The sequence below is a fragment of the Ruegeria sp. YTSC325 genome (assembly GCF_059609525.1).
The window spans coordinates 1-26,189 of the sequence record NZ_JBXWLY010000023.1; the positions used below are offsets into that span (position 1 = coordinate 1).

Sequence of the window (26,189 nt, forward strand, 5' to 3'; positions counted from 1 at the left end):
CGACGATGAATTCATCGATGTCACCTATGTCCAAATCCAAGCATGAGCAACCGAACGACGGTTAACGTGACAACACCCATCTTGGAGCCCGACTATTGTAGAATTGTCGGTGCCGGCGGTGGTAGGGCTTCATCTGTTTCCGTTGGATCGGTGCCAATCATGACGAGAACCGACGCCGTTGTGCCTACAAGCAATTCGACTCCCTCGGGGAGTTGGTCAATTTCTACTCTTACCGGAATTCGCTGTGCCAGTCGGATCCATTCAAACGTTGGACTCACGTTTGGCAAGAGATTGACCCCAACACTCCCATCACTTTTTGCGATTCCTCGCCCGATGCTATCTACCACCCCAGGAATTACGATATCGGGGTTAGACATGAGCGTTATGGCGGCGCGGTTACCAGGGGATATATCGCCCACATAGTTTTCGCGGAAATAAGCGTCGACCCAAAAGCTTTGGGCATCAATGAGTGCAAGGATCGGTTGATTAGCGACAGCCTGGCTGCCGAGACGCAATGTCAGATTTGCAACATATCCGTCAACTGAGGCATGTACTTTAGTGAATTCAAGGTTGAGGCGCGCAGCTTCTAGAGCAGCTTTAGCCTCGCGGAGGCTTGAGTTTTCCTCACCAGTTACGCCGCGGCTTGCAATTGAGCCCTCCAGCGAAGCCTGCGCTTGGGCGAGCGCGGCTTTGGCTTGAACCACTCCGCCTTGTGCTCTGGCGGTGTTTGCTTGAGCAACGTCCAAATCTCTTTGTAATTCGTCGAACTGTGACTCGGGGATGCGACCGTCGCTTACCAAAACAGAGGCCCGGTCAAATTGACGTTGTGCCTCTGTCTGCTGGGCTTTTGCGGATGACAATTGAGACTCGGCTTGTTGGATCGACGATTCATATTGCTGAACACTCGCACGGGCGGCCTCAATTTGCTTATCCAAAGAAGCCAGATCTTCGACGGTTTTGTCGAATCTCGCTTGTGCTTGCGACAGTGCTGCTTCGAAAGTGCGCGGATCGATTTCGAGGAGAAGATCCCCAGCCTTTACAAACTGGTTGTCTCGTATCGGAAGGTTGACAATTGGCCCGGAAACGCGCGGTGCAACTTCCAGAACATTTGCTCGAACCTGACCATTTCGCGTCCATGGGTTGGATACGTAATTGGCATATTTCAAGAACACGGCGCCCAAAGCGACGAGTACGATTGCAACTGTGACGATCAACTTGATGTTTCGGTTCATTTGACTAGGCCGGGATAAGAAAGGTTCCGATGAGGGACGTATAGATTGCTACAAGTGCAACAAAAACCAACGCCGGATGAGAGATGAAACGCGACATTCGGAAACGGTTCAAAACACGCGCCGTCACCATAGTTAGAACAACTGCCAGTAGGGAAGATACGAAAAGCGGTGAGAGGTAGACGCCAAAAAAGTCGAATTCGCTTGGAACTGGTAGCATTTTTTCCTCGACTTCAGAAACGGGACTCTCGTAGTGCGGGCCAATCAATGAAAGCTGCTCGGCCGGTGTAGCCCAAAACACCCTCCGCAAGACCGCGATATGCGCCAAGAAGACGATACATGTTTTCGTAGTCAGCGGTATTCAAATTTGAATTAGGCTCTTTGTTAATTAGGACTTCTACAGTCTTCTCAAGGGCTACAGCAGCGCTTTGAAGCCTGTTTTGCAGATATTCAGGGTCAATCCCCCCTGGGTCGCGTTCAATATCCAACATTACATCCGCAACGGCCAAGCGCCACTGCTTCATTGCTTCGCCACCGCCTTCTCTCAGTGAAGCTGCCTGTGACAGTCTTCGGGTTGCGGCAAATTCAATTAACTTGCTGCTCAGCGCTTCCAAACTTGCCGCGATTTGAAGCGCATCCGTCCTTTTGGTATTGCCCAGTGCTGGTTCCGACAATGCAGATAGCCAAGGAACAAGTTTGGTCGGAATGCTATCTATCTCGCTGACATGTAGCGAAAGGCGCATCCGATTAAACCAGTTTGGTTGCTCTCTTTGGTCGGTAAGGCTGTGTCGGACCACATAATCCGCGCTAGAAAAGAAACGCTTTATTAGAGCTTCCACACGGATTTCCGGCCTTAAAGAAACCGGGAAAAAACGCGTGCATTCGATGATCGCAATTACACAGAACAAACCGATGAACATGGTTGCAAAGAAGAGGAAACTGTATTGCTGCTGATTATCGATCTGAAGGCCGACCAGAAACAAGTTCAGGAAAAAACTTCGAACAATCATTTGTTCCGGGCGGGAAGTTAAGTAAGCCACCAGGACTGTGGTGCCGAAGATTAACAAAGCCAACTGCCAGAAGGTGGCCAATAGCGGTAATAGAACAAGGTGCACAGTTCCAACAATCAACAGTAGGATCGCTGCGAAAGGCAGCGCGACGGAGACAGACGCCTGCGGATGTAAAGCAAGGTTCAGAGCGAGAGAAACGCCTATGCAGATTACAAGAGCCGGATTGGGAAAGCCTGGAACAAACAGGACACATGCCACTGTCGCAAGAAATATAACCTGAACACGGATTAGCGCGCTCCACATATCCCGATCAAGGAATTCGGATGTGGGTTTAGGTTGTTGGGATGAGGCCAAATGCCGGGTGTTTGCCTTCCAGCTTGCATCTTTGATGTTGGTCATCAAATCTGACAAAGACCGACTGTATTCTAGCGACCGTTGGACATTGTGACGGGTAGCAGTCATGGCAGCAAGTTGGAAGTGTCTTAACCCGCTGTTGACCATTTCTTGGTTAATCTGGTTTTCGGTGTGATACCCAACTTGCGACGCTGTTCCGGATAGAGTTCTCTCCGCTTCAATGAGATATTGCTCGGTACTCAGTATCGCGGAACAAAGCGATTGAACTTGGGCTGTGTTACGGGAGTCTTCCAAATCTCTTGCGTTCAAATATAAACGCTGAAGCTCTCGGTCCAGTGACGCCATATTTGCCACGAATTGACGCCAGACAATGCGCCTATCCCAGACGTCATAACTATCGACAATTGCGGCATCCAAAAGCCTTTCGACAGTGGAGTGCAATTGAGCGATCTGCATCCGAAGCTTTGGCAGGTCTTCCTTGCGCTCATTTCCAGTCAAGATGTCCAAGGTCGCCATGAGAAGACGTCGTTCCAAAGCAAGTGCTTTGCGTACTTCCTCTTCAAACTGTTCCCGACTGCTGTAGGGCCATAACAGTGAGTAGACGACACTGAAGCACACAATACCAAGAACTGTTTGCTGAGCCCGAAGAACCACAACAGTAAAATCATTGACCGGGTTTTCGCCGCCTCCAATGACCAATATGGGCACCACAAATCCGGCAGTCATCCAGAAGTATGAGCGAGACGTTCGGAACATATTGAAACAACAGAATGCCAGCCATAAACTGAGTGCTGCGATAAATAGCCAACGATCCTGCGGGAACAGCGACAGCAGAGCAATCGCAACGACAATTGCCAAGAACGTGCCACCCAGCCGGAGTAGTCCTTTGTGAAAGGACTCGCCAAATGTTGTCAACGAACATGCAACTATTGAGAGACCGGCCCAGTAAGGCTTGGCCCAATCCATCGACAAGGCTATCCAATACGCGAGCACCAAAGCCAACGCTAATTTGATAGCAGATTTAAAGCGCAACGAGTCCATGGTCATGGCATTGTTTGATGAGATCACAATAATGCATTAATCGAGATGTATCTTGATCTTATGAGTTTTCCAATTGCAATCCTAAACAGGCTGAAATGGCGCGTTCACTCTCCTCCTTGGCTAGCCTTGCCCTGTGTGACAGCCGCGTGTCACAGATTGGTCGCCTACATTGTGAAGCTGTTGAAAACGCTTGATGACAAGTCATATTTCTCTGAATAACTTGCCTAAAGCAGCCAGAGACGACGGTGTTTGAGACAGAATACTTGGCCTTGGACATCGATTAGTGTGCCGCAATATTGCAGTTGAAGAACTAGCCTGATCGGGAGAGACGCGTGGAAGCTTTGATTTCTTATGCTCGAGAAAATGTTGTCATTCTTCTCTTTGTTGTCATCGGATTGGGGTATCTGGTCGGCAAGCTGAAGATTGCCGGTATCGGGCTTGGACCAACAACAGGAATACTGATTGTCGGGTTGGTTATCGGATTGGCACAAATCGAAGTTCCGGAAATAATCAAAGGGTTGACGTTTACAATTTACCTTTTTGTTCTGGGAACGATGGTTGGACCTGGCCTGGTGCGTGTCTTAACAAGTAAGTCGGCTTTCAAATACTTGGTAATGTGCGTTTTCACTGCCGTGGTCGCTGGGGTCTCGGTTTATCTCATGGCCTTGGTGTTTGGCTTGAACAACGTTGTCGCCGGTGGGCTGACTGCCGGCGCGGTCACAACATCTGCGGTCCTAGCCGCCGCTCAAGGCGCTGTGTTTTCCGGATCGGTCCAGCTTCCAGAGGGTATGGCGCCGTCAGATGCGGGCAATATCCTCGCCAGCGCCTACGCCATCACTTATCTGTATGGCACATTTGGACTAATCATACTTATTAAGTTGTGCCCAACGCTTGTGGGAGCAGACATAGCTAAAGAAGCCGCGAAACTTGACGCAGACGGGAGTGTGCCCCAGAAGCGCATAGCGCCATCCGTGCGTGCCTGGAGGCTGGAATTACCGAAGTACATCGGAAGTACAGCTGGCGAGCTTGTCAAAAACGTTGAAAAGCGGCGAGAAGAAGGAGCTTTACCTTCACTTGAGCAGGTAATTCGCAATGGAGAACGTTTGAACGTCACTGATGACCTGGCCCTTGCGAAAGATGATATCCTGACCTTCCTTGCGTCCAGCCATTTGCTCATGAGGGGTAATGAGACCCTGGGGCCGGAAGTTGCGGATACTGACGCTTTGGCCGTGGATATGGCATCGGTAGAACTCGTTCTCACCAACAATGCACACGTCGGCAGAAGACTCTCGGAACTGCTAAACGAACATGGGTATGGCATCAGCCTGGAGCGCGTAGTGCGGCTTGGTACAGAAATGCCAATAGACGACGAGGATTTTGAGCTGATCGCTGGGGACGTGCTGTTTGTGTTTGGTTCAGCACGGTGTGTGTCGATATTTGCCGACGAAGTCGGTTACGAGGTCACAAACCAGATGACGACTGATTTGATGAATACTTCGTTTTTCATCGCCGTATTTGCAGCCTTAGGTACGATTACAGTGACCGTAGCCGGGATTGAAATCCCACCCCTCGGGGGGTCCGCAATGGGTGCCATGTTTGGCGGGGCTATTCTCGGTTGGTTAAGGACCCGCAGCCCCAGCATGGGGTCGGTATCCGCGCCCGCGGCAACGGCGCTCTCTGACCTAGGGTTGTCACTCTTTATCGCGGCTGTCGCAATTGGCGCAGGTGGTTCGTTGATTTCGACCATGCAGGCTTTTGGGGTAAACCTTCTGATTGCCGGAGCATTTGTGACGACGGTTTGCACGATTTCTTGTTTCTTGTTCGGGCACTTCATCATGAGGTTGAACGTTGCTGAGAACGCCGGTGCCACGACTGGCGTTATGACAGGCGTCGCAATCGCTGAGGTCTGCAAGGATGCCAAGAGTTCCGCACCGGCTGTTGCCTTTGGCTTACCCGGCGCTGTATCCAGCTTGACATTTATCGTCGTCGGACTCGTCATTCTGGCCATAGTGCCCTGAAAAGACTTCTTGCCGCCACTGGATCGGTTTCTCAATCGATTGTGTATTGTCTTGCTGTTGATCAAACAGGTCGCGAGGTGCACGTGCATCTCTCGACTGGTGAAGGTGCGAAAAAAGAAAAATCTGTCGAAGTGCCTACTTGTGGGCAGCTTTTTTCAACGGCGACTCGCAAGCTTCAGGGATAACTTTAGGCTTCCGCCTCGATACCAAGGAATTCACCGACTTTGATCCGGTCTGGCGGGCTGTATCCCATCACGCGAAAGACCGGGGGAAGGTTACTTTCCACGTCTTTGGTAAGGCACCTTTGGTCACGATAGGGGCGCCAAGCGAATGACCCACAAGTTTGACCAGAAAACAGTTGCATCTATCTCGATTCATGATCTTGTTTGATTTCATTGTGATATTGGACAAACGCAAGTTTCATTACAGCTGGGAGCAAAAAAGTGGCGAATACATCGACCGATGGACCTATCCTCGCGAAACCCGAAGATCTCAGTACAAACGTGCCGCTTGACCGCGTTCTCGAGATCAGCGCCTATCTCAACGCGCCGGAGAATATGGTCAAGGTACAGTTTCCATCTCCTGAAACGCAGTACTCCTATGTGAACTTCTCAAAAATCAGACCAACGGCGCAGGTAATGCGCGGTGGACCCGTGGTCGACCTGCCCTATGCAGTCGACCCGTCAATCGGGCATATCGAATACCGGAACAAGCATGGTGACTGGGTCAGCGTGGATGAACATTTTGCCACCAAACCAATCGACGCCATGATGGTCGTGAAAGGTGGTGAGATCGTTTACGAACGCTATCGCACGATGAAACCGCATGAGAAGCATCTGTGGATGTCCGTCACCAAAGTCACCGGGTCAACCATGATGGCGATGCATGAACATGAGGGGAATGTCGATGTGGACGCGCCGGTCAGTTCCTACCTGACAGAATTGCAAGGATCGGTATGGGACACGGTGAAAGTCGTCGAAGCCATGGACATGGCCACGGGCCTCAACGGCACAGAGCACGATGAGCCGGAGCCAAACTCGCGCACCGATCCTGACCAAATCTGGTTTCGCTGGGCGGCGACGAGCGCGGTCGGCATGTTGCCCGATGTGCGCGGTCGCAATGAAACATGGGTTGATGTCTTGCGCGATATGGAGCGGCATTCTCCACCGCATCAGAAGTTTGAATACAACTCCATCGACACCTTTGTCATGAACCGGATTAATGAGCGGATCGCCGACAAACCGCTCTACGCGCAGTTCTCAGAACGGTTGTGGTCTAAGCTTGGCATGGAGCATGACGCTTTTTACGTGGTCAGCCCGACCGGAAATACACTCGGTTTTTTCGGCATGAACTCTACGCTGCGCGATCTGGCCAGGTTCGGCATGGCCTTTTCGCCAAGCTGCGCGAAGCTGGCTGGTGAGCAACTGATCCCTGACGCGGTCATGGCCAAGATCTATGACCGGACGAATCTCGACATGTACGACAAGGGCTGGATCGGCAAGAAGAACAGCATCACCTTCTGGGATGATGCCGGCGCGATCTCTAACCGTTACCAGTGGGATGCTGTCTTTTCAGACGGCGACCTGTTCAAGGCCGGAGTGGGCGGGCAGGGGATTTACATCTCACCCGAGACCGACACCGTCGTGGCATTCTTCAGCACCAGTGATGGGGAAAACCAGGAAGAAGGCATGGCGCGTGCTATCGTTCGGGCAATCAACGGTAATCCGCTGCCTAGGTAACCTTCAAAGTTTTGAAGCGACAGTCAGGCCAAGATCAACAGTAGAGTATGAGACAGGGAGAAGACCATGTGTTCGCGCATTTTTTTCAACAAGGATGGCCAACCAATGCTGGTAGGCCGGAATGAGGATTGGTTCGAGAGCTTGCAAACCAAAGTTTACGCGTTTCCCAAAGGGATGAAGCGTGACGGCGCGGTAGACGACAATCCTGAGACCTGGACATCGAAGTACGGAAGTATAGTTGGGGCCTGCTACGGCGCGGCAATTACTGATGGCATGAACGAAGCGGGATTGAACGCCAACCTGTTGTATCTCGCGGAGTCGGACTTTGGCCCTCGCGATACCTCAAAGGGCGGTCTGTCAGTTTCGATTTTTGCGCAATGGATGCTCGACAACTTCGCGACGGTGGACGAAGTGCTCGCTGCGCTAGACAGCATTCAGATCGTGCCGATCTACATGATGCATTTTGATGACAAGGTGCAGTCACCCTTCCACTACTCAATTGCCGACAAGACCGGCAACTCGGCGGTAATCGAGGTGTTGGACGGAAAGTTCAGCGTTCACAAAGGCCGTGATGTCACAATCATGACGAACTCGCCACCATACGAACAACAGCTTGAAAACATGAAGAAGTATGTTGGTCTTGGCGGGGATCAACCGCTTCCGGGCGGCTCGCAGGCCGACGAACGTTTTGTGCGCGGCGCCTATTATCTCAGTGCGCTGCCTGAGGAGCCGGCTGACTACCATGAGGCTGTCGCAAATGTACTGGCCGTCATTCGGAACATGTCAACGCCTTGGGGTATTAGTGATCCAACCCGGCCCAACGTCTCTCCCACCCGCTGGCGCACGATCAGTGATCTGACCAATGGAAGGTATTATTTCGAGTTCACTCAGAATCCGACAGTCGCTTGGATAGATTTGCACAAGCTCAACCTGAGCGACGGAGCGCCGGTCGTAATGTTCGATCTTAAGAAGGACATTCGAGCAACGGGAGAGGTTTCGGACTGTTTCAATCCATCAAAAGAACTGGCGTGGTTGCGCGGAGGATCAGTGCTCAACCCAGCCGAATTGTGAATAGCCAAAAAGGTGAGAAGATTCTGCCTCCTCCGATCTGATTTTTCAATAGGAGTAAGCAATTATGACCAGTGGTCCCGCCCCGAACCCGTTGCCACCAGCTGCCCTGCCGAAGCCCATCAACCCGGAAATCGGTAAAATCGCGACTGAACCCAAGAATTTCGGCACAATCACTCTGGCCGGACGGCGACATGTTCAAGGCTGGCTTCCAACGGCAGGCAATCTATGCGTCGTCGTCTCGCGATTTGGTTATCGTGCATTTTTCGGTGAACGCGGCGGACGATTCGATCATGCAATACCTGAGGCCCATCGCGACGTCGGGGCTTTTTGACTGAACAAAACTAAAGCACTGTGAAAAGGAAAAACTGAAATGAAACCACGAACGCCCCTGTCAGAGATTTCTGGTATTTTTCTGCCCTTAGGCCATCGTATTGTTCATGCACCAGACGATCCAATGAGCGTACCAGGCGCTAAAGTAACGCTGCCAGTAGGTGCCGTACACGATGGGTTCGACCTCGAGTTCGTCGCCGCAGCCCGAAAAAACTTTAGCAACACGCACATGCAGTTGGGTGGCGACCACGCGCTGTATTACACCACAAACATGACCGAATTCGTGCCGGCTGCCTTTACCTATTCCAAAGGTCCGGTCAGTGAACTAGCTCGTCGACCAAACCCATCGCTGGGGGACTTAACCTACATGCTGGGTGACGGCAGTGAAAGTGCAACCTTGGATGACCACATCGCGGATTTTGACACGAGGCTTCAAGGCGTGATGATCCTGCACAAAGGCGAGGTCGTCTACGAAGCCTTTCCGGGCATGCATCCTGAACAGATGCACATCTGGGCTTCAGTCGCTAAGTCGGCCGTGGGCACTCTGCTTACGATGCTAGAGCTTGACGGCAAGGTCGACACATCCAAGCCAGTTACTGATTTTGCGGCTATGCTAAAAGGGTCCGAGTGGGACAAGGTCGCGCTCATCGATGCGATGAACATGGCGTCAGGTCTCGATATCTCCGAGGATGCCAAGGCCACGATGGACCCCCATTCTGTGTTTCAACGGATGCTGGCGGCTGATTTTGGGATCCCGAATGCGGATGGGGTAAAGGAAGATGAATATGAGGTGCTGCGCGACGTAGCCCCCATAGCAGGCGAGTCGCCGGGCAAAGTTGCGCGCTATAGCTCCGTTATCACCAAAGTATTGTGCGCAGCAGTGGAAAGCGTGACCGGACAAACCTACACCGCCTATCTTGGCGAGCGTATCTGGTCGAAAATCGGCGCGCGGTCGCCATTGGCGATCAATATTTCTCCTGCAGGTTTGGCCATTGGCTATGGTTTATTGAATTCCACGCTTGAAGACCTAGCGCGCTATGCGCTGATATTTACGCCAAGCTGGCGCAAGGTTTCGGCAGAGCCCGTAGTGTCGCCGGATGTGCTGCGCAAGATGCAGACCGCCAGCAGCAAAGAGGCCTACCTGGCGGGTGATTTTACCGACCATTCGTGGGTAAAGATGTGCTTTGGTAATGATATGCCAATCTTCAACTCGCACCAGTGGGATGCAGTGTGGGAAGACGGAGCGCTTTTCAAGCACGGTAACTTGTATCAGGGCATTTACACCGATCCGGCTCGCGATGTCGTGGGCGTGTTCTTCTCGACGTCGCCTGTCAATCTCGCGCCGGACCTCAACCCCGGCTATATGCGCGCAGCGGCAAAGCAGTTGGCAGGCGGTTGAATATCGATGGGCCGCTCGTATGCTTTCGCGCGGCCCACATCGCACTATTCTAGGACCGGAGATAGAGGCTCGTGGAACAAAGCGACAGTGTTAGTCTGAATCATACATGCTTTACGGTCACCGATATTGGAAAGACTATTCAGTTTTTCGAGGAATGTCTCGGTTACCAAGTAGAGCTCCGGCAGCAGGTGCCGGGGGTGATCGGACGCCTTATCGGTGTGGCGGATGCGACGGCAGAGCAGGCTTTTCTGACCGGTAACGGAAGTCGTATCGAGTTGCTTTGTTACCAGTCGCCGCCCAATCGCACGGTCATTTCCTCAACGCCAGTAGATACGGGGTCCGTCCACATCGGCGTTTACGTTGATGATGCCAAGGCTGCGGTTGCCAAAGCCACCGGGCACGGCTTTGCGCTTCTGGGTGACTTCATTGAGGTGGACAGCGATCATTTTTCCAGCCCGGTTAATGCCGTTGCTTGGGTCCGTAACTCAGACGGCATCACAGTCGAATTCCTGGAGATGGAATAGTTGGCCAAGCATGCAACACGATTTCTTTGACCAGCGTATGAGAGGGAAAACGAGTGACTAACAAAACACCAGACCTGGCGAAACCCGACGCACAAATCAGGGAATACTTGGTCGATCTAATGCAGCTCCTTCTATCGTGGAGTTGGGAAGGCGTCGTAGGCCATGAGGAAGTCGTAGAAAAGGCTGCGGCCTCTTTTGGTGTAAAGGATGTCACGGTCGTCTATGGTGCAGAGTCCGCAATATTGGAGTACAAAGGTCAGACGGTTCTCGTGAAGGTAGATATGCCTGGGTTCCCGGCGCTCACGAACACTCAAAAACTAAAGAACCACCTCGCAGATGTCTTTGAAGGCAAGCTGACTCCGGAAGAAGCCTGCAAAAATCTTTCTGATCTGAAGTCGAGTAAACCTCCTTATTCGCCATTGCTCGTTTGGCTTGGCGTCGTCTCGGTGTCGGCGGCTTTTGCTGTTGAAGTCGTCGGTACGTGGGAAGGTATCTTTTTCGGTATTTTGACGGGCATGGCAACTGGTGCTGTGTTTTTGGCCGTGGACAAGAACCCGGCTTTGGCGAGGCTTGGTCCCTTAATTGCAGCATTTGCGAGTGGCCTGATTGCTATGGTCGGTTGGCAAACGGGTTATGCCTTAGCTGCACCGGGACTTTTGCTGATCGCATCCACTTTTGTCTTCATCCCAGGAGACTCCATCAGTATGCAGGCTTACGAGCTGGCGCAGGGTAGGTGGTCGCCTGCGGTAGATCGATTTTTCTACAGTGTCTTCATACTGGTGCTGTTGGCTTCTGGTGCATACTTCGCTGCGGTTGTTACTTCGACACCGGTCTCAGCTCTTCTCCCTGTTGCGCCTGACGGCGAGGAGTTTCCGTGGTGGGCCATCTATTTAGCTCGAATTCCATTCCTTCTTGGTATCATGTGGGCGTTTCAGATGGACAAAGACCGTTTCCTGACTGCACTGGGCGTCTTGCTGCTCTCCACGGCAACAGCGCAGGCCGTAGCGATAGGCACAAACGGTATCTTTGGGACGTTGGTTTCAGCAGCAGTGTGTATGTACGTAAGCTTGTGGATTTCACAAAAACCACGCGCTGTTCCGACGTTTGTGCTGATGGTGCCGGTCGTTTTTGCGTTGTCGCCGGGATCTCACGGTGTTCGTGAAATCGAAACGTGGATTTCTCATGGTCAGATGACAGGTATTGCAGACCTCATGCCGCTGTTTGGTAATCTCCTCGCGATTGGCCTAGGGATGCTGATTGGACGAATGATCTCCGGGAAGCATTGGATCAGGGGGTTTGAGGAAAAAATGAGCGCATGATCAACCTTCCAGCAAGCCAAGAACACGAGCTACGCGTCACCCGAAAGCAAGAAGATTTTTGCGCGAAGTGTGCTGCAAAAAGATGTTCTTTTGGCACGTCAGTGCTGAGTGTTCTTGGTTTACGCCGCTGGACAAAGGTCATCGCCGCATTTCTTTGCTGGATATTTATCGGTCAGCAAGTGATTGCGCAGGCAATTACGGAAGATATTGAGCCATTCGAAAGCCTGCCGCCAGTTTTGACGCATTCGCCACGAGACACGTTGCAGTCATTGGAAAATTTGCGCGATGCACTCATTGGTATCTACTTGGAATACCAGGTTGGGAAATCAGCTCAACAATGGGAGCAACTGGTTCTAATCGGTGATGCGCTCATTTCACTTCTTGATCTAACGGAAGAAAACGTTGCGGAGAGACGTGATGCGAGCATTAGAACTGCCCTGGCTCTCATCGACATCATTGGTGAAGTTGGAACGGAAGAAGCGGAAGCTCTGCCCGACGATGAGACGGTGTACTTGGAGGATCGAACAACTTTTTTGGTGCCCAATACCCCACTAATAATCCAAAGGGTTAACGCGGGAAACCGGGAGGGTGAGTTTCTTTTCTCGGCGAGTTCGTCGCAAATCGCTCCACGCTACTTGCGTGAAATTGCAATGCAATCACCGCATCGCGTCGCGGAGTTGTGGAGCACTCGTTTTCTTCAACTGAGTGGTCCGTTTATCCCTTTGTTTGTCGAAAACGCCCTTCCCCCGGCTTCTCGAAAGATCTTTTGGGGAACCCCAATTTGGAAGATTGGTTTCACTTTCTTCTTCTTAATGATCTGTCTGGCACTTCTTTACGGGCTTAGATTTCTGCTTAACCGTCGCGTTGCTTCGGGACAAATGCCAGAGTCGACACGGAAGTTCGTTTTTGCCGGCGTTGTTCTTGTGATCTTACTCGCGCTAAACAATTTCTTTAACAACCAACTCTTTTTGACAGGTTCTTTCGCTCTAATGGAGACCTTCTTTGCTACAATCACGATCTATGCAGCTGCGGCCTTAACCTTCTGGCGGTTTATGTCGCTCTTAAGCGACAGGGTAGCCGAGAAAAAAACGTCCATCGTGCGTCAGTACGATGAAAGTATGATGCGGTTGCTCAACCATATTATCGCTCTTGTTGGAGCCACATGGATTCTCGCCTATGGTGCGCAAACCCTCGGGTTCCCGCTCTTAAGCATTATCGCAGGACTTGGCGTTGGCGGGCTTGCAGTCGCGCTCGCGATCCGCCCGACCCTTGAGAACCTGATCAGCGGCTTTGTGATCTATATGGAAAAGGCTGTGAAGGTTGGTGATTATTGCTCGTTCCTCGACAAGGAAGGAACAATTGAAAGCATTGGAGTACGATCAACCCACGTTCGTGGCTTGGACCGAACCACGATAGCCATTCCGAATTCCAAGTTTGTGAATATGGAGCTCGTCAACTGGGCCCGTTGTGATGAAATGATGATCCGGACAACGCTCGGCTTGCGACTTGAAACGGATACCGACCAGTTGAGGTACGTTCTCGCCGAAATTCGTTCAATGATGTATGCACACCCACGTATCACTTCAGATACAGCGCGGGTAAGGTTTATTGGTTATGGAGACTCATCTCTGAATATTGAAATCCGTGTTTACGCTCAAACCCGCGAGTGGAACGCATTTTATGCAATTCAGGAAGATGTCTTGTTCAGAACGAAGGAAATTGTCGAAGCTTCGGGTACTGGCTTCGCGTTTCCCAGCCAAACTGTTTACATGTCTCAGGACGGAGGGCTTGATGCGGCAAAGTCGAAGCATGCTGTTGAACAGGTTGAACAGTGGCGCGGCCGACGTGATCTTCCATTCCCGGATTTTTCAACTGCCGAACGCGACAGGCTTGAGGGCACGTTACGTTACCCCCCAAAAGGATCTCCGGAATTTGATGGCCCGGACGATGAGAAAAGCAGTGTTGAGGAACCGTTGTCCGTTGAAGAGCCTGAAGCTGAAGAGACAAGCAACGGCGAGGATAGTGCACCTAACGATGAAGAAAACAGCCCGCTCCCTCAAACGCGAGATGACAAACCCTCATGAACGAAAGCCGTGGGAAGTCCTACTTTCAAACTCCCATTTGGTCTCAGGAACTTAGCTACAAACAACCGGAAACCAATTGAACCTTCAAATAATCGGCTCAGGAGATTGATGTTATGAGCGATGACGTGGAATCTCGCACCACCAGTTCTTTGATCGCCTCGCTCGTAACCGTCGGCGGAATGGTGGCACTGATATTCGCATCAGTTTTGCTGTTCGGTGAAAAAGCCGAAGATGGTCCATTACAGATTGCCATGACGCTTGGTCTCACACTTGCACTTGTGATCGCCATCACGACTGGCAATTCCGCCGAAGACCTCGCGGCGGTCATGTCCGATAGTATCAATTCAGCTCTGGGAACAATTTTTGTGCTGATTGCGGTGGGTGCTCTAATTGGAGCACTTTTTATGTCTGGGACGATTGCTTCAGTGATTTATTTCGGAGCTCAATACGGTTCGCCGCGCTTTCTGTACATAATCGTCTTTGTGGTCGCATCTGGTCTTTCGTTTGCAATTGGAAGTTCATTCACCACGATAGCCGCTGTGGGTTTGCCGTTTGTAGCTCTCGCACCAGCTATGCATGTTTCTCCACTGGTCACAGCAGCCGCTGCCGTTTGTGGAGCGTTTACGGGGGACAGCCTAGGTCGAATTTCGGATACCTTCATTCTCACGGCATCGGTGGTGGGTGCCGAAGCTAAGGACCACGCACGCGCGCTACGTACTGTCCTTGCGCCTGGCTGGATTGCTAGCGCAGTGCTTTTCCTTTTTCTTGGTTGGCGACACGGTATGTCTGACAACTATGACAGTGCTCAAATACTCCAGGCTATTGACGAGCATTTTACCGTGTCTTTCATCTCATTCTTGCCACTCATCTTGGTTCTCGTGCTGTCGGCGCGGACGACCGCGTTCTTGTCGCTAATGGCAGGAGCAATAACTGCGGCAGTACTCGCTGCATTTACACAGCAGGATCTGATTGACGCGCTAATGATCGACGAGGGCCTTGGAGCGTTGGGAGGTTGGGTTAAACTTTCACTTGAAGTATTAGGCAGCGGATTTTCACTAAACAGCGGGAGTGAAACACTCGACTCCACATTCGTAGGCGGTGGCGTTGTGTCCATGTTGCCGACTATTTGGTTGATACTCGTTGCGGCTGCATTTGGAGCGCTGGTCGAGTTTACCGGGATGCTTAGGCGCTTGCTTGCTCCGCTGCTGGCATGGGCCACTGGCGGCGCACGTCTGATTGTCGCTACAGCAGTAACTGGAATTGGCTTGAACGCGGCTACGGCAGATCCTTACATGTCGATAATACTAAATTCAGCGACCTATCGAGAACGCTATATAAAGGCTCGTCTGGAACCATATGTCGCCTCAGCAGCAATAGCGGGATCAGGGTCCATTTTTTCACCATTGATTCCGTGGAACGTTCATGGCGCCTTTGTGGCGGGCACAATGGGCATAGGCGTTCTTTCGATAGCGCCTTACGCCGTCCTGCTCTGGATCACACCCGTCGTTTTGATTGGTATTGGAATTACAAAGTTCAAGCGGGATGAAATCCCAGATTCCGTGACCGCGGAAGAGTCCTATGGTTCCGAACCCAGCGAACTACCGCAGCGGCGAACCTCAACTTAGAGGGCCGAAAATTTTCCGGCTTGGGGTCGCTTTCTGGAACGCGTTGAAACTTTGGCGACTATGCGGCTAACTGCATGATTAAAAAACTTTTCATACAAATGCATATGTGAGATGCCAATGAAAAATGGACTTATGCTATCTGAGAAGGGCAGGGCGGTATCAGTCAAAGCTCTCTCAAGCCAATAAATGATTGGAGCTAAAAACAAAAAACCCGCCGGGTGTGACGGGGTGCCGGCCAGTGGCGAAATTTTGCATCGGTTCAACCCATCGAAAGAGCCGGAATGACTGCCCAGCGGCGCAGTCTTACAAATGACGCACTAAAAACGGAGTCCTGCGTCTGCCCTCAGGCGCAGGGAAAAACCAAGAAGCAAAAGCGATTTTGTTGCTATTTTTGTGCGACGGTGTGCAGACTGTCGAACATGAGTGTATGCATGTCAGTCGCTTCGTAACCTTTTTCTGTTAGGAAGCCGAGGGCGTCCACATTCTGCTTGTCACGAATGGGGCTTGCGACCCATTGCTCGTAGGCGGCTTTATCCGTCCAGTTGCACATAACGCAAAGCTGCCCATCGCCTTCATGCGACACCATCAACTCGCCGTGGCGAAAGCCTGGAATGGCATCGGCGCATTCCTCGATAATGTTGCGGTGAATGAATGCTTCTGCGGTTTGCTTTGCCTTCTCCGCAGGCACTTTTATCATGAGAAGTGTCCAAAGCGACATTTTAGAATCCTTGTTTCCATAATCACGAGGGATAAGCCCGAAGTGGCTCATAAGAATCTGTGTCCAGTCTCATACACGATGCTGACACGGATCCTCCCACTCACGTAACTCAATATGCTTATTTTTCGTTTTAGGCGAGGATTGCGGTTGTGTGCATTGTCCGACTCTCCACAATTTACTTTGATTGCCCGATCCCAAGCATTAACCTTGTTATGGAGATATTTTAGGAGTTTGGGATGACCAAGGAAAAAGTCACGGTTTTCACCGCTAAGAAATTTTGCACGATGGACCCGGGCCGACCTGAGGCTGATGCCGTCGCGGTTTTGAACGGCCGTATCCTTTCGCTCGGAACGATAGATCAGATGCAGCCTTGGCTGTCGCGCTACGACGTGACGGTCGATGAAACTCTGAAAGACAAAATCGTCTTGCCAGGCTTGATCGAGCCGCATTCGCATTGCTGGATGTCCGCAGGCTTCATGGCGGTCGACTACATCGGGCCGCTGCCTTGGCCGGGACGCGAGGGCATGAACCCTGCGCATCCGCACTTTGACGATGTGATCGAATATCTTGGCGAACTCCACGAGACGAAAAAGGAAGGTGAACCCATCATCGCATGGGGCTTTGACCCCGCGAACCAAGGCGGGTCGATTGATCGTGACACGCTCGACAAGATCACGGCCACGCGGCCCATTTACATTTTGGGTTTTGCACCGCATTTCGCCTATCTGAACTCAGCTGCCATCGAAATGGCCAACGTGGCGGATGGTGCAAACCCGACCCACATTTTGCAGTATCCGGACGGGCGCTTGAACGGCGTTTTCACGGAGGTGGAAGGTGTTTCGATTGGCATCGCCCCGATCATGCCAATTATCGCCCAATTGGGTGGCGTGGACGGCTTGAAGTTTTTTGGTCAAATTGCTCTAAAGGCAGGCATTACGACAGTCGCCGACCTTATGTTCGGCGTGATGAACATTGACGCCGAACTGAATGACCACGTAACTGCAACAGAAGACCCGAACCTGCCTATCCGGTTCTGTCTGAAACCGCATGCCATGTCCTTTGTGGGGGCGCATGGGGACAAGGCATCGGACGTTGTTTGGGAGCTCGCCAAGCACGAAAAGGACAACCTGTTTATTGGCGGTGTTAAATTCCTGAGCGACGGGTCGTTCCCACTCATGGGAGCGCTGTTGAACTTTCCCGGCTACCTGGACGGTGGAAATGGTTTCCCGGGCGACGCCACTTATGAAGGCATGGTGCCGTTTTGGAAAGGTGGCCACCAGATCCACTGCCATGCCAATGGCGATCAGGCGGTAGACTTTACTTTGGACTTGCTTGCTCGATTACAGGCAGAACATCCTCGGTTCGATCATCGGTTTACCATCGAGCACTATGCCATGAGCAACCCGATGCAGGCGCGCCGCCTTAAGGCCCTTGGCGGTAACGCCAGTGTGAACAATTACTTCTCGCATTTCCGCGCTCTCCTGCATTCTGAAAATGCCTATGGCCCAGACCGCGCGCAGACCGAAGCCCGCCTTGGAAGTTTGGAAAAAGAGGGCGTGATTTTTGCGCTGCACTCCGATTACCCGCAGGTCGTCGTGCCAATGCATCCTTTGACAGCCGTGTATGCAGCCGTCACTCGTCTGGCCGAAGACGAAAAGACAGTCGTCGCACCTGGCGAGCGGATCAGTGTGGAGCGGGCATTGCGCGCTGTTACTATTGATGCCGCCTACATTCTCAATCTCGAAAACGAAATTGGAAGCCTTGAAGTTGGCAAGTTCGCGGATTTTTGCGTCTTGGAGGAAGACCCGATGGAAGTCGAACCAGATAAAATCAAAGACATTGGTATTTGGGGCACAGTCTTGGGTGGACGCGTTATTGAGGCGCCGAATGACTGAGCGCCCGCATGCTCAAAACACCGCGTCGCGGCATGATCAATTCATGCGAGCGCTTGACCAGAGGCAAACAATTGCTGGCTTGATCTTTGCCGCCATGTCGATGCCTCGCGAATTGGCGGCCCCGGCAAGGTCGCTGCCTTTAACAATCATCGGAGGATTTCTCGGCGCGGGGAAAACCACTCTACTCAATCGGTTACTGGCGGACCCGCAAGGCCGCAAAATCGCTGTTTTGGTGAACGACTTCGGCAAGATCAACATCGATGCGGAACTTATTGCCGAACAAACCGACGACACGATTACTTTGACCAACGGGTGCGCCTGTTGTGCTGTTGCGAGTGACCTGTCCAAATCACTCGTCGACATTGCTCAGCGTAGAGATCGCCCAGATGCCATCGTTCTGGAATGTAGCGGCATTTCCGAACCCGGCTCGATTGCTCAGATCGCGCTTGCAAATGAAGCGATCCGGCTTGACGGTATCATCACAGTTGTTGACGCGGAAACACTTGAAGCACGTGCGAGCGACCCTGCGACACGCGAATTATTCAACGCCCAACTCGTGTCAGCGGACATGATTTTGCTGAGCAAACTTGATTTGCTTTCCGATGAAAGCCGCGCTCGAGCAAAGTCGCGCGTCGGGGCTCTGTATGCGGATACGCCAATACTTGAGGCTATTGAAGGCCGGATACCGACAGATGTGGCGCTTGGTATAGACACAGATCAGGACGTCTCCGCTTATGAATCCCCTGCGCCCGTAGCCGGACACGGTTTTGAAACCGTCAGTGTGGAAACCAACGACGCGCTCGACGAAAAAGCTTTGCAGCAATTCTTCTCTGATCTGCCTGATACGATACTCAGGGCAAAGGGATTCGTTTTCATTGCCCAAAAGCCGGATCAGCGTTTGATCTTCCAAAGAGTCGGTTCCAGATGGAGCATGCGAGAGGGCGACTGTTGGACAGAGACAGATCCACACACGCGTCTGGTCTTCATAGGGCCGAAAGGACAAGTCTATGGCGACACACTGCGCGGGGGTGTTCTTTCTTGCAAGGCGCAAAAAACAAGATAAGCGCTTCTACAGATGTCACTGTGCCCTTAATTCCCGGACGGAGTGTCCTGTGGATAAGTCGTGTGGGATGATCTTGTCTAATTAAGTAGAGAACCCAAAAGAAAGAGCGCTAGCGGTTGAACGGGCCAACGCGCCGCGTCCAAAAATGGAACTTGAGGAGGCGGGGCAGGATGCTGGGACGCGTCGTTACTTCGGTTACTATGCGACTAACTAACTGATAAAAAATATTTTTTCACATGAATACAGATGTGAGATGCCAATGAACAATGGACTTATGCGATCTGAGAAGGGCAGGGCGTTATCAGTCAAAGCTCCCTCAAGCCAATTAATGATTGGAGCCAAAAACAAAAAACCCGCCGGGTGTGACGGGATTTCGGTGAAAACTTGGATGTCTTTTCACATTGTCAGGCCGGAAACCTCTTTATTTTCTTCGGCCCACCGACGGAATTCACTAACGACCTGCTCAGCGAGGTCTTCGACCGTGCCAGCTTCAACGAATTGAGCGGCGACCCAGTGAACCCCGACTTCTCCGTTCTCGAGCTGGTAATATGTGCGATCACCGTCACTGTTGAAATCGGCAAATGCCTCGATCTCTCGAGCCTCTAGTAGTTCGTAGGCCTTCTCTTCGATTTGGCCGTTCAGTTGAGTGTCGATGTCAGGATCATGTTCCGGCCAAACACCAGCACTGATTGTCGCCGCAAGCGCTCGACCGCTGCCAGGATTGGAATTGGCGAAGGGGGTAACGCCATTGATATTATGTGTTGTGCGCATGTTTGTACTGCTCCATTTTCCTGCGACTTATATTGTAGACTTCATTCAAACTAGTGAATTCCACGTGAGAAGCTGTCATTGTGGGATTCAGGCCAAACCCAGAAAAAATATCAGGCAACAGCTGACAGCGCAGTCGATCTGCAACTGCGATTTCGAAATTGTCCCGATGCGCCTAGGCCGCACTTACGACGGCTTCGATCAGATGTTCATCCTTGCATCCCGATTGCTCTCTTTGATTTCATCGAACAAGGCGAAGATATTTCCGTCTCTGTCGGGCAAAAGAGTTATGAGCTTATGGATTTACTTGCGGAGTGAAGGCGGTGATTGGATAGTTGAGAAAACCGAGATTGATTTGAGGGTTTGTTTTGAAAGTAAAATTCTTGCCCAAGGGCGGCTTCAATAAAACTGTTGCCTTTGTGAAAGTCGAGGATGACGGAACCGTCTCGAAGAAGGTGGGCTAGGGCACTTGGCGGCTGGATGACGGGCACTAGAGGTACTGTGGAAGCGCATTCTCAAAAAAGAGATACCTTGAAGTTATCCCCCAGGGGGGTATATAAATGACTAGCATTCGATTTGAGTTCGAGTGGGACGACAGTGAAGGTGATGTGGTTATTGCTTCGATCTGGGTTCCCGAGGGACTCATTACGGTGATCGCTGAGGCCGAGCTCAGTGAGAAAATCATAATCCTTCGTGGTTTTCACATCCAAGGCTTAGAGGCGAACCGATTGGGTGTAGCGCGGCTAAGAACAATTGGCCGTTGTGTATTGGAGACTGTGAACTATGACGAACTCATCATTGAAGGCGCTCGCCGCACAACTGGGGCCAGTCAAGGACGTCGTCCGAAACAAATCCGGATCAAAAGGCTCAATCGCCCTGATTAGCGCATCAAAAGACCCTGACATCATTCAGGCCTCTCGCGCGCTTGCGAAGTGTGGTATCTCACTGCTCAAGGCTAAACGCGCTGTGGAGCAGGTTGGTGCAACAGGCACAACTGCTCTGATCTTGCTCCCTAAAATCTCCGATTTGAAGGAACTGCTAGCCGAGCTGAAGCAGGCTGGCATCAAGGCAATCTCTACAACGCCGGACAAGGGTGTGAATCTCCCACGGCTGAGAAAGCGCCTCGGCTATACTCAGGAGCAATTCTGTGTTGCGTACGGCTTTGAGGTGAAGACTTTTCAGAAGTACGAGGATGGTAGCCGCACGCCATCGGGACCCACTGCCAAGTATCTCTCGATGATCGAGAAAGATCCGAAGACTATGGAGAAGATCTCATTGAAGGAGTGATCACAATATTCATCTTCATCCCAGCCAGCCTTCGAGTGATCCTCGTGGTAATCATGGTCACCGTCGCTGGAACGTGACGAAACAAATCTGCCTTGATTGTTCAAATGCAATCGGGGAAATTTGAGGGTGTCAGCCTCAAAAAATAATTCTTTGCCCTCGAACGACTGGGCGATCCAATTAAGATCACCGTCGGGGCAGGGGCCCAAGCTACCGAAACCCCGCAATTGTTACGGGTATTGGAACCTTTTTAGTTATGTTTTATTCGACAGGCTGGCGGCTCACCATCCAGCGCTGTGCTCAGGAGTTATGGGAATATCCCGGGCGCTCACTTTTGCAACAGCGATAGGGATACTATTATGAGCGAAATATCAGATAGAAAAATCATTCTGGGGCCTCTCGTGCTTCCATATGAAACGGTCGTCTGGAGCCCAAAAGAAGTTAAGCCATTTCGGCCGGGGGGCACTTGGTTGACAAAACCAGCTTTGGTTGCGGTTGACGAATGGCTTTGTCACACTGAACTTGACCCGCTTTGTGCCCGACTTGGCTTGTCGCATAGCGAAACGATCATAAAATTGGTTCGCGACCATAAATCTTAATGACTTATGGTGCTGTACCAACAGATTTGGTGATCGCTTTTTGAGAAAGCTGATACCCAATAATTCGTGTCCCCAATCGGTGTCAATTTCGGTTGGGGGCTCTATGAGTGCAGATACACCCGTAGTTGATAAAGTCACGACGAATCAAGACCATGAGCCCTACTGCACTTGCATTCGGAAGGTAGTCCTGCCCGCTCAAAATGGGCTCGGAGGTGTCTGTCGCGGCCTTTCACATAAGTGACCGGAGCGAGGCAAAAACCGGACCTTCATCGTCGAGCTTTGCAAACTCCGAAATGCAGACTTTGCGGCCATCCGCATTCTAACTCCAAAGGACCGCAGTCAGCCCAAAGCGGACCTTTAATATCCAACTTTGCAATTCTAGTGTTGCGAGCAATGCGGGTCATAAGGGCATTGCAAGCTGAACGTTTTTGCTGATCCCCGATCACATGATCGACTGCCTATTAGTTCTTTTTTCTTGCCTCTCTTGCTCGTCGTCCATGACCTTTTCGACCACGCGGTCCCGCAAAGCATAGCATTTCAAAAAGTGACGCAAAGGGTATCGTCCAGTAGGGCATGGTATTTCTCCAAAACAAGGTTCGACAAAACACAAGCTGCCGGAGCCAGTGGATGAAACCCACAGACCACAATTGTAAAAACCTGTAAGAAACCCGTAAGAAGCTTGGGCAAGGCGAAGACTTTTGGCATTCTGGTGCTGTTGAACCCAGCAGTTCCCAAGACCAAAATGAAAAATTGGACGTCTCTTTTTGCTCAGAAACTACGTTCCCATCGAATTGGCAGCGGTCGCCATGGCCGTATGACGCAAGAGGAACTGGCGATGATACTCAACGTAAGTGTTGACGCCATTAGCAAATATGAGCGCTCGCTGTCGTATATTCGTGGTGACCTTGAATACCAACTGCAAGAAAAGCTCGGTTGGAGCTTAGAGGATGTGGTTGCTTGCCGAGCGGATTGGGAGGCCGGGCGACCACAGCATTCAGGGTCTGCCTATCGTTTGTTAAACAATCAGGAAGTGCTTAACGAATTCGGTGGCTCCTCATCGGCGGTAACAGAAGCCGTGGCATGCATGGAGGTGGACCATGGAGATGACTTACCCAGTGGGTTTTCAGCCGCTGATACGGTATGGCGTGACATACAAAAATCGGGCCTTTTGTCTGGACCCTATGTAATGCTTGGGTCGAAAATCGTTGGACACGTTGGCTTGATTTTTCCAAAGTCCGATCCCGAAAAAAGTTTCTTTGAACTACTGTTCGATGAAGCGGAGCTTACACCGGATCATCTGAAACGTCCTTTGTTGCCAGGGGACTACTTTGCATATTGCCCGGCGATTTATGTTGCGCGTGGACATGAGAATGCGACTCGCTTGCTCCTCTCAGGTTTTGTTTCAGAGCTGGAAGAGCTTCTCGACAGAGAGATCTTTATTCGTGAGATTGGAGCAATCTCAGTGAACGGTCTTGGAACTCAATTGTGCGAGGATCTTGGCCTCAAGTTTCTTGGAGCTCACCAGAGATACACTGGTTTCGGGGTCTGGACTTTGCGTAGCTCGGAAATAGCCAACTCAATTGTTGGGCGTCGAAGTGCTAAACTTCGAGATGCTTACCTAAATTCACTCCCGCCAAGTTGACACTGAAAGTTTGGCCCAACTGACCCGAGCGTGCATATTTGGGCGTCATGAAAAACAAATAGTGAACATGTAAACCAGTTGCCATTCGTTGTGCCCTATGCGAACCGATAAGACGCGGACAAACTGGACTTTTGCGTTTGCGGCGGATGCACGTGCCGAAAACCCAAAACTTTGAACCTATTAAACGCGGATGGAGTGGATGGCGTCTGCTCCCAAACGCCGCGTTTGCGGCAACGGGTGTCGGTCGCAATCTGGCGTTCGGCGCTTCGCGTTTCGTCTAAATCCACCGGTTCTTCCGTCATCTCTTTGTCCTCCGATTCATCAGCGTTCGGCCGCAGCCGTCAGGCCGGGAGGGGGAGGAGACGTACTCCCAGACGGCTCTCCGGCCTCCATTCCTCTCAGAAACCTGAAAAGTTCGCTATCGGTTGTCAGGACCAGCGTCGTTCCGCCTGAAATCATGTCCTTGTAGGCCTGCATTGTCCGGGTAAACGCATAGAATTCGGCTGCTTGGGCGTCGATGTTGTAGGCTTTTGCGTAGATCGCAGCCGCCGAGGCGTCAGCCACGCCGCGGATTTCCTCGACGGCGCGATACGCTTCGGATTGTATCTTGTTCAGATCGCGAACCCGGTTGCCGCGAATTCGTGCGGCTTCGCCATTGCCTTCGGAAAGAAAACGTTCAGCGATCTGGCGACGCTCGGAGATCATGCGGTCATAGATCTTCGGACGCACACTCTCATTGTAATTGATCCGCTTGAAACGGATATCGAGAAGCTCGATCCCAAATACACGAACCTTCTCTGAGGCGGCTGCGAAAATCTCCTGTTCTACAAGTGCGCGGCCTTTCTGGATAGGAACCAGAGAACCTATGTCCTGCGCACGCTCCTCATCGGTTAGAAGCGTGTCCCGCAGCGGGATCCGGCCTTTCGTAGTCCGGATAATCTCTATCAACTCGTGTTTGGCGACGGCATTGCGGGTTTCGCTGCCGAGAATATCGTCTAGTCGGGATTGCGCGCTGCGCTCATCGCGCAGCCGCAGGAAATATTGCAACGGGTCGGTGATTTTCCAGCGGGCGAAAAGATCGACGGAAATGTAGAGCTTGTCCTTGGTGGGCATGTCGGACGGATTGCCATCCCACTCAAGAACCCGGCGGTCGATCCGGTTGACTTCCTGAACGATGGGCAGCTTTAGCTTTAAACCGGCCGTTATAACTGGTTCTCCCACGGGTTTGCCGAATTGGGTGATAATGGCCTGTTCGACTTCGCCAACTGTGTAGAGGGAACCGGAGGCAATCACGCCAACTGCAGCCGCAATCCCTGCAATGAGACCCAGTCTGATGCTCATGACGGATCCTCCTGAAGCCTGTCGAGGTTCAAAAGCGGCAGGATGCTCGCAGTCGATCCTTCGACAATTATTTTTGACAGGATTGTGGGCAGAACATCCTGCAGTGTCTCTATGTATATCCGCCGCCTCGTGACCTCTGGTGCCTTGACGTATTCGGCCAAAAGCGCGGTGAACCGCGCGGCGTCGCCTTCCGCCTCGTTGATCCGTTTCAGGCGATAACCGTCAGCCTCTCGAATCCGCTGATCTTTCTCGCCCTCGGCCAGCGGAATGACTTTGTTGTACTCGCGGCGCGCCTCGTTGATCAGGCGTTCCTTTTCCTGCTGTGCCTGGTTGACCTCATTGAATGACGCCTGAACAGGCCCCGGCGGGTTGATGTTCTTCAGCTGCACCTGGTCGATACTGATGCCCATGGCGTATTTCGTGGACAGAGCCTGCATCTTAAAAAGTGCCTCGCTCTCAATCTCCTGCCGGCCGATGGTGATGACCTCGTCAACCGTGCGGTCTCCAACGACCTCGCGCATCACGGACTCAGAGACGTAGCGCAAAGTCGCGCTTGGCTCGCGTACCTCGAACAGAAACTTCAGGGGATCCGAGATCCGGTATTGCACCACCCATTCCACAAGCGCGGCGTTCAGATCTCCCGTGACCATTTCGGTTTCACGTCGGCCGTCTGACGGGCTTTGGAAGGGATCACTCCTGCCCGGCGTGGTGAATCCGAATTCCTGCTTCAGTTGCCGTTTCACGGGCACCAGTGTGGCAACGTCGATGCCAAACGGGAATTTGAAATGCAGGCCAGGCGAAACCTCAGCAGTGTATTTGCCAAAACGCTGGACAACGGCGACCGAGTCGCTCGGGACTGTGTAATAAGAAGACCAGGCTGCAACCGCCGCCAAGACTATCGCTCCTGCAACCAGTACCCCTCTCAGAGGCGGCCGCCCTTCAGGGAATAATCCGCTCAGGCGGTCGCGGCCTTGACGAAGAAGATCGTCAATCTCGGGAGGATTGCTCTTCTGTTTGCTTTGCCATGGCCCACGGTCTTCCGGGCCGCCGTTCTGGTCGGGCATATCGTTTTCTCCCTTGCTCGTGCGAACCGGCACCCGGCGCAGACCCTGGCGGTCGGCGGGGTGGATCCACGT

The 26,189-nt window shown here is 51.9% G+C and carries 20 protein-coding genes; 13 read left to right on the forward strand and 7 right to left on the reverse strand.

What is annotated here, in order from left to right; genetic code table 11:
• Positions 1-92: 92 nt before the first annotated feature.
• Genes AC2FF7_RS21215 through AC2FF7_RS21225 form a run of 3 tightly spaced genes read right to left on the reverse strand, consistent with a single transcriptional unit; the run spans position 93 to position 3,640 of the window.
• Positions 93-1,232, reverse strand: a complete 1,140-nt coding sequence (locus AC2FF7_RS21215; protein ID WP_496906292.1) for an HlyD family secretion protein — start codon at positions 1,230-1,232, stop codon at positions 93-95.
• Positions 1,233-1,236: 4 nt separating this feature from the next.
• Positions 1,237-1,449 (reverse strand): DUF1656 domain-containing protein, encoded by a 213-nt coding sequence (locus AC2FF7_RS21220; RefSeq protein WP_171127158.1) that lies wholly within the window; start codon positions 1,447-1,449, stop codon positions 1,237-1,239.
• 13 nt (positions 1,450-1,462) lie between these two features.
• Positions 1,463-3,640: an FUSC family protein gene (locus AC2FF7_RS21225; protein ID WP_496906293.1), complete on the reverse strand. Its 2,178-nt coding sequence runs from the start codon at positions 3,638-3,640 to the stop codon at positions 1,463-1,465.
• Between the two features lie 326 nt (positions 3,641-3,966).
• Between AC2FF7_RS21225 and AC2FF7_RS21230 the strand changes: the two genes are divergently transcribed.
• The 9 genes from AC2FF7_RS21230 to AC2FF7_RS21270 all read left to right on the forward strand — a co-directional run bounded on the left by AC2FF7_RS21230 (position 3,967) and on the right by AC2FF7_RS21270 (position 15,743).
• A complete protein-coding gene (locus AC2FF7_RS21230; protein WP_496906294.1) occupies positions 3,967-5,652 on the forward strand; it encodes an aspartate-alanine antiporter-like transporter in 1,686 nt (561 codons plus the stop codon).
• A gap of 443 nt (positions 5,653-6,095) precedes the next feature.
• Positions 6,096-7,391, forward strand: a complete 1,296-nt coding sequence (locus AC2FF7_RS21235; RefSeq protein WP_496906295.1) for a serine hydrolase domain-containing protein — start codon at positions 6,096-6,098, stop codon at positions 7,389-7,391.
• A 66-nt stretch (positions 7,392-7,457) separates the two neighbouring features.
• Positions 7,458-8,462 (forward strand): linear amide C-N hydrolase, encoded by a 1,005-nt coding sequence (locus AC2FF7_RS21240; protein ID WP_170621463.1) that lies wholly within the window; start codon positions 7,458-7,460, stop codon positions 8,460-8,462.
• A gap of 64 nt (positions 8,463-8,526) precedes the next feature.
• Positions 8,527-8,793, forward strand: coding sequence for a hypothetical protein (locus AC2FF7_RS21245; RefSeq protein WP_170782341.1), 267 nt, complete (start codon positions 8,527-8,529; stop codon positions 8,791-8,793).
• Between the two features lie 123 nt (positions 8,794-8,916).
• Positions 8,917-10,191, forward strand: a complete 1,275-nt coding sequence (locus AC2FF7_RS21250; RefSeq protein ID WP_171127161.1) for a serine hydrolase domain-containing protein — start codon at positions 8,917-8,919, stop codon at positions 10,189-10,191.
• A gap of 71 nt (positions 10,192-10,262) precedes the next feature.
• Positions 10,263-10,715 (forward strand): VOC family protein, encoded by a 453-nt coding sequence (locus tag AC2FF7_RS21255; RefSeq protein ID WP_496906296.1) that lies wholly within the window; start codon positions 10,263-10,265, stop codon positions 10,713-10,715.
• A gap of 53 nt (positions 10,716-10,768) precedes the next feature.
• Entirely contained in the window at positions 10,769-12,034 is a 1,266-nt protein-coding gene (locus AC2FF7_RS21260; protein ID WP_496906297.1) for a threonine/serine exporter family protein, read from the forward strand.
• Positions 12,031-14,118, forward strand: coding sequence for a mechanosensitive ion channel family protein (locus AC2FF7_RS21265; RefSeq protein WP_496906298.1), 2,088 nt, complete (start codon positions 12,031-12,033; stop codon positions 14,116-14,118). Before AC2FF7_RS21260 ends, AC2FF7_RS21265 begins: the two co-directional genes overlap by 4 nt.
• Before the next feature lie 113 nt (positions 14,119-14,231).
• Positions 14,232-15,743, forward strand: a complete 1,512-nt coding sequence (locus tag AC2FF7_RS21270) for a Na+/H+ antiporter NhaC family protein (RefSeq protein WP_496906299.1) — start codon at positions 14,232-14,234, stop codon at positions 15,741-15,743.
• 385 nt (positions 15,744-16,128) lie between these two features.
• Here the strand turns inward: AC2FF7_RS21270 and AC2FF7_RS21275 are convergent, their stop codons facing one another.
• Complete coding sequence (locus AC2FF7_RS21275) at positions 16,129-16,461, reverse strand: antibiotic biosynthesis monooxygenase family protein (protein ID WP_496906300.1); 333 nt, start codon at positions 16,459-16,461, stop codon at positions 16,129-16,131.
• A 236-nt stretch (positions 16,462-16,697) separates the two neighbouring features.
• On the opposite strand from AC2FF7_RS21275, the gene AC2FF7_RS21280 reads away from it, so the two are divergent.
• Both AC2FF7_RS21280 and AC2FF7_RS21285 read left to right on the forward strand, forming a co-directional pair.
• Positions 16,698-18,356 carry an amidohydrolase gene (locus AC2FF7_RS21280; RefSeq protein WP_480535169.1) on the forward strand — a complete coding sequence of 553 codons (1,659 nt, stop codon included), beginning with the start codon at positions 16,698-16,700 and terminating at the stop codon, positions 18,354-18,356.
• 100 nt (positions 18,357-18,456) lie between these two features.
• Positions 18,457-19,419: a CobW family GTP-binding protein gene (locus AC2FF7_RS21285; protein ID WP_496906302.1), complete on the forward strand. Its 963-nt coding sequence runs from the start codon at positions 18,457-18,459 to the stop codon at positions 19,417-19,419.
• Positions 19,420-19,815: 396 nt separating this feature from the next.
• Here the strand turns inward: AC2FF7_RS21285 and AC2FF7_RS21290 are convergent, their stop codons facing one another.
• Complete coding sequence (locus tag AC2FF7_RS21290; RefSeq protein WP_480535167.1) at positions 19,816-20,190, reverse strand: hypothetical protein; 375 nt, start codon at positions 20,188-20,190, stop codon at positions 19,816-19,818.
• Between the two features lie 780 nt (positions 20,191-20,970).
• Here AC2FF7_RS21290 and AC2FF7_RS21295 point away from each other — a divergent pair.
• Positions 20,971-21,474, forward strand: coding sequence for a helix-turn-helix domain-containing protein (locus tag AC2FF7_RS21295; protein WP_496717002.1), 504 nt, complete (start codon positions 20,971-20,973; stop codon positions 21,472-21,474).
• Between the two features lie 1,275 nt (positions 21,475-22,749).
• Complete coding sequence (locus tag AC2FF7_RS21300; RefSeq protein WP_496717003.1) at positions 22,750-23,712, forward strand: helix-turn-helix domain-containing protein; 963 nt, start codon at positions 22,750-22,752, stop codon at positions 23,710-23,712.
• A 321-nt stretch (positions 23,713-24,033) separates the two neighbouring features.
• On the opposite strand, the gene hflC is transcribed toward AC2FF7_RS21300, so the two are convergent.
• Together hflC and hflK are read right to left on the reverse strand one after the other, a co-directional pair.
• Positions 24,034-25,053 carry a protease modulator HflC gene (hflC, locus tag AC2FF7_RS21305; RefSeq protein WP_010442286.1) on the reverse strand — a complete coding sequence of 340 codons (1,020 nt, stop codon included), beginning with the start codon at positions 25,051-25,053 and terminating at the stop codon, positions 24,034-24,036.
• Positions 25,050-26,117: an FtsH protease activity modulator HflK gene (gene hflK / locus AC2FF7_RS21310; RefSeq protein ID WP_496717005.1), complete on the reverse strand. Its 1,068-nt coding sequence runs from the start codon at positions 26,115-26,117 to the stop codon at positions 25,050-25,052. The genes hflC and hflK overlap by 4 nt, the downstream gene beginning before the upstream one ends.
• Positions 26,118-26,189 lie beyond the last annotated feature (72 nt).

Coding starts and splice junctions, on each gene's coding strand:
- AC2FF7_RS21270 (WP_496906299.1), top strand. CDS start 14,232: ATGAGCGATGACGTGGAATCTCGCACCACCAGTTCTTTGATCGCCTCG.
- AC2FF7_RS21285 (WP_496906302.1), top strand. CDS start 18,457: ATGCCTCGCGAATTGGCGGCCCCGGCAAGGTCGCTGCCTTTAACAATC.
- hflC (WP_010442286.1), bottom strand. CDS start 25,053: ATGAGCATCAGACTGGGTCTCATTGCAGGGATTGCGGCTGCAGTTGGC.
- AC2FF7_RS21265 (WP_496906298.1), top strand. CDS start 12,031: ATGATCAACCTTCCAGCAAGCCAAGAACACGAGCTACGCGTCACCCGA.
- AC2FF7_RS21250 (WP_171127161.1), top strand. CDS start 8,917: ATGAGCGTACCAGGCGCTAAAGTAACGCTGCCAGTAGGTGCCGTACAC.
- AC2FF7_RS21245 (WP_170782341.1), top strand. CDS start 8,527: ATGACCAGTGGTCCCGCCCCGAACCCGTTGCCACCAGCTGCCCTGCCG.
- AC2FF7_RS21275 (WP_496906300.1), bottom strand. CDS start 16,461: ATGTCGCTTTGGACACTTCTCATGATAAAAGTGCCTGCGGAGAAGGCA.
- AC2FF7_RS21290 (WP_480535167.1), bottom strand. CDS start 20,190: ATGCGCACAACACATAATATCAATGGCGTTACCCCCTTCGCCAATTCC.
- AC2FF7_RS21225 (WP_496906293.1), bottom strand. CDS start 3,640: ATGACCATGGACTCGTTGCGCTTTAAATCTGCTATCAAATTAGCGTTG.
- AC2FF7_RS21280 (WP_480535169.1), top strand. CDS start 16,698: ATGACCAAGGAAAAAGTCACGGTTTTCACCGCTAAGAAATTTTGCACG.
- AC2FF7_RS21220 (WP_171127158.1), bottom strand. CDS start 1,449: ATGCTACCAGTTCCAAGCGAATTCGACTTTTTTGGCGTCTACCTCTCA.
- AC2FF7_RS21215 (WP_496906292.1), bottom strand. CDS start 1,232: ATGAACCGAAACATCAAGTTGATCGTCACAGTTGCAATCGTACTCGTC.
- AC2FF7_RS21295 (WP_496717002.1), top strand. CDS start 20,971: ATGACGAACTCATCATTGAAGGCGCTCGCCGCACAACTGGGGCCAGTC.
- AC2FF7_RS21240 (WP_170621463.1), top strand. CDS start 7,458: ATGTGTTCGCGCATTTTTTTCAACAAGGATGGCCAACCAATGCTGGTA.
- hflK (WP_496717005.1), bottom strand. CDS start 26,117: ATGCCCGACCAGAACGGCGGCCCGGAAGACCGTGGGCCATGGCAAAGC.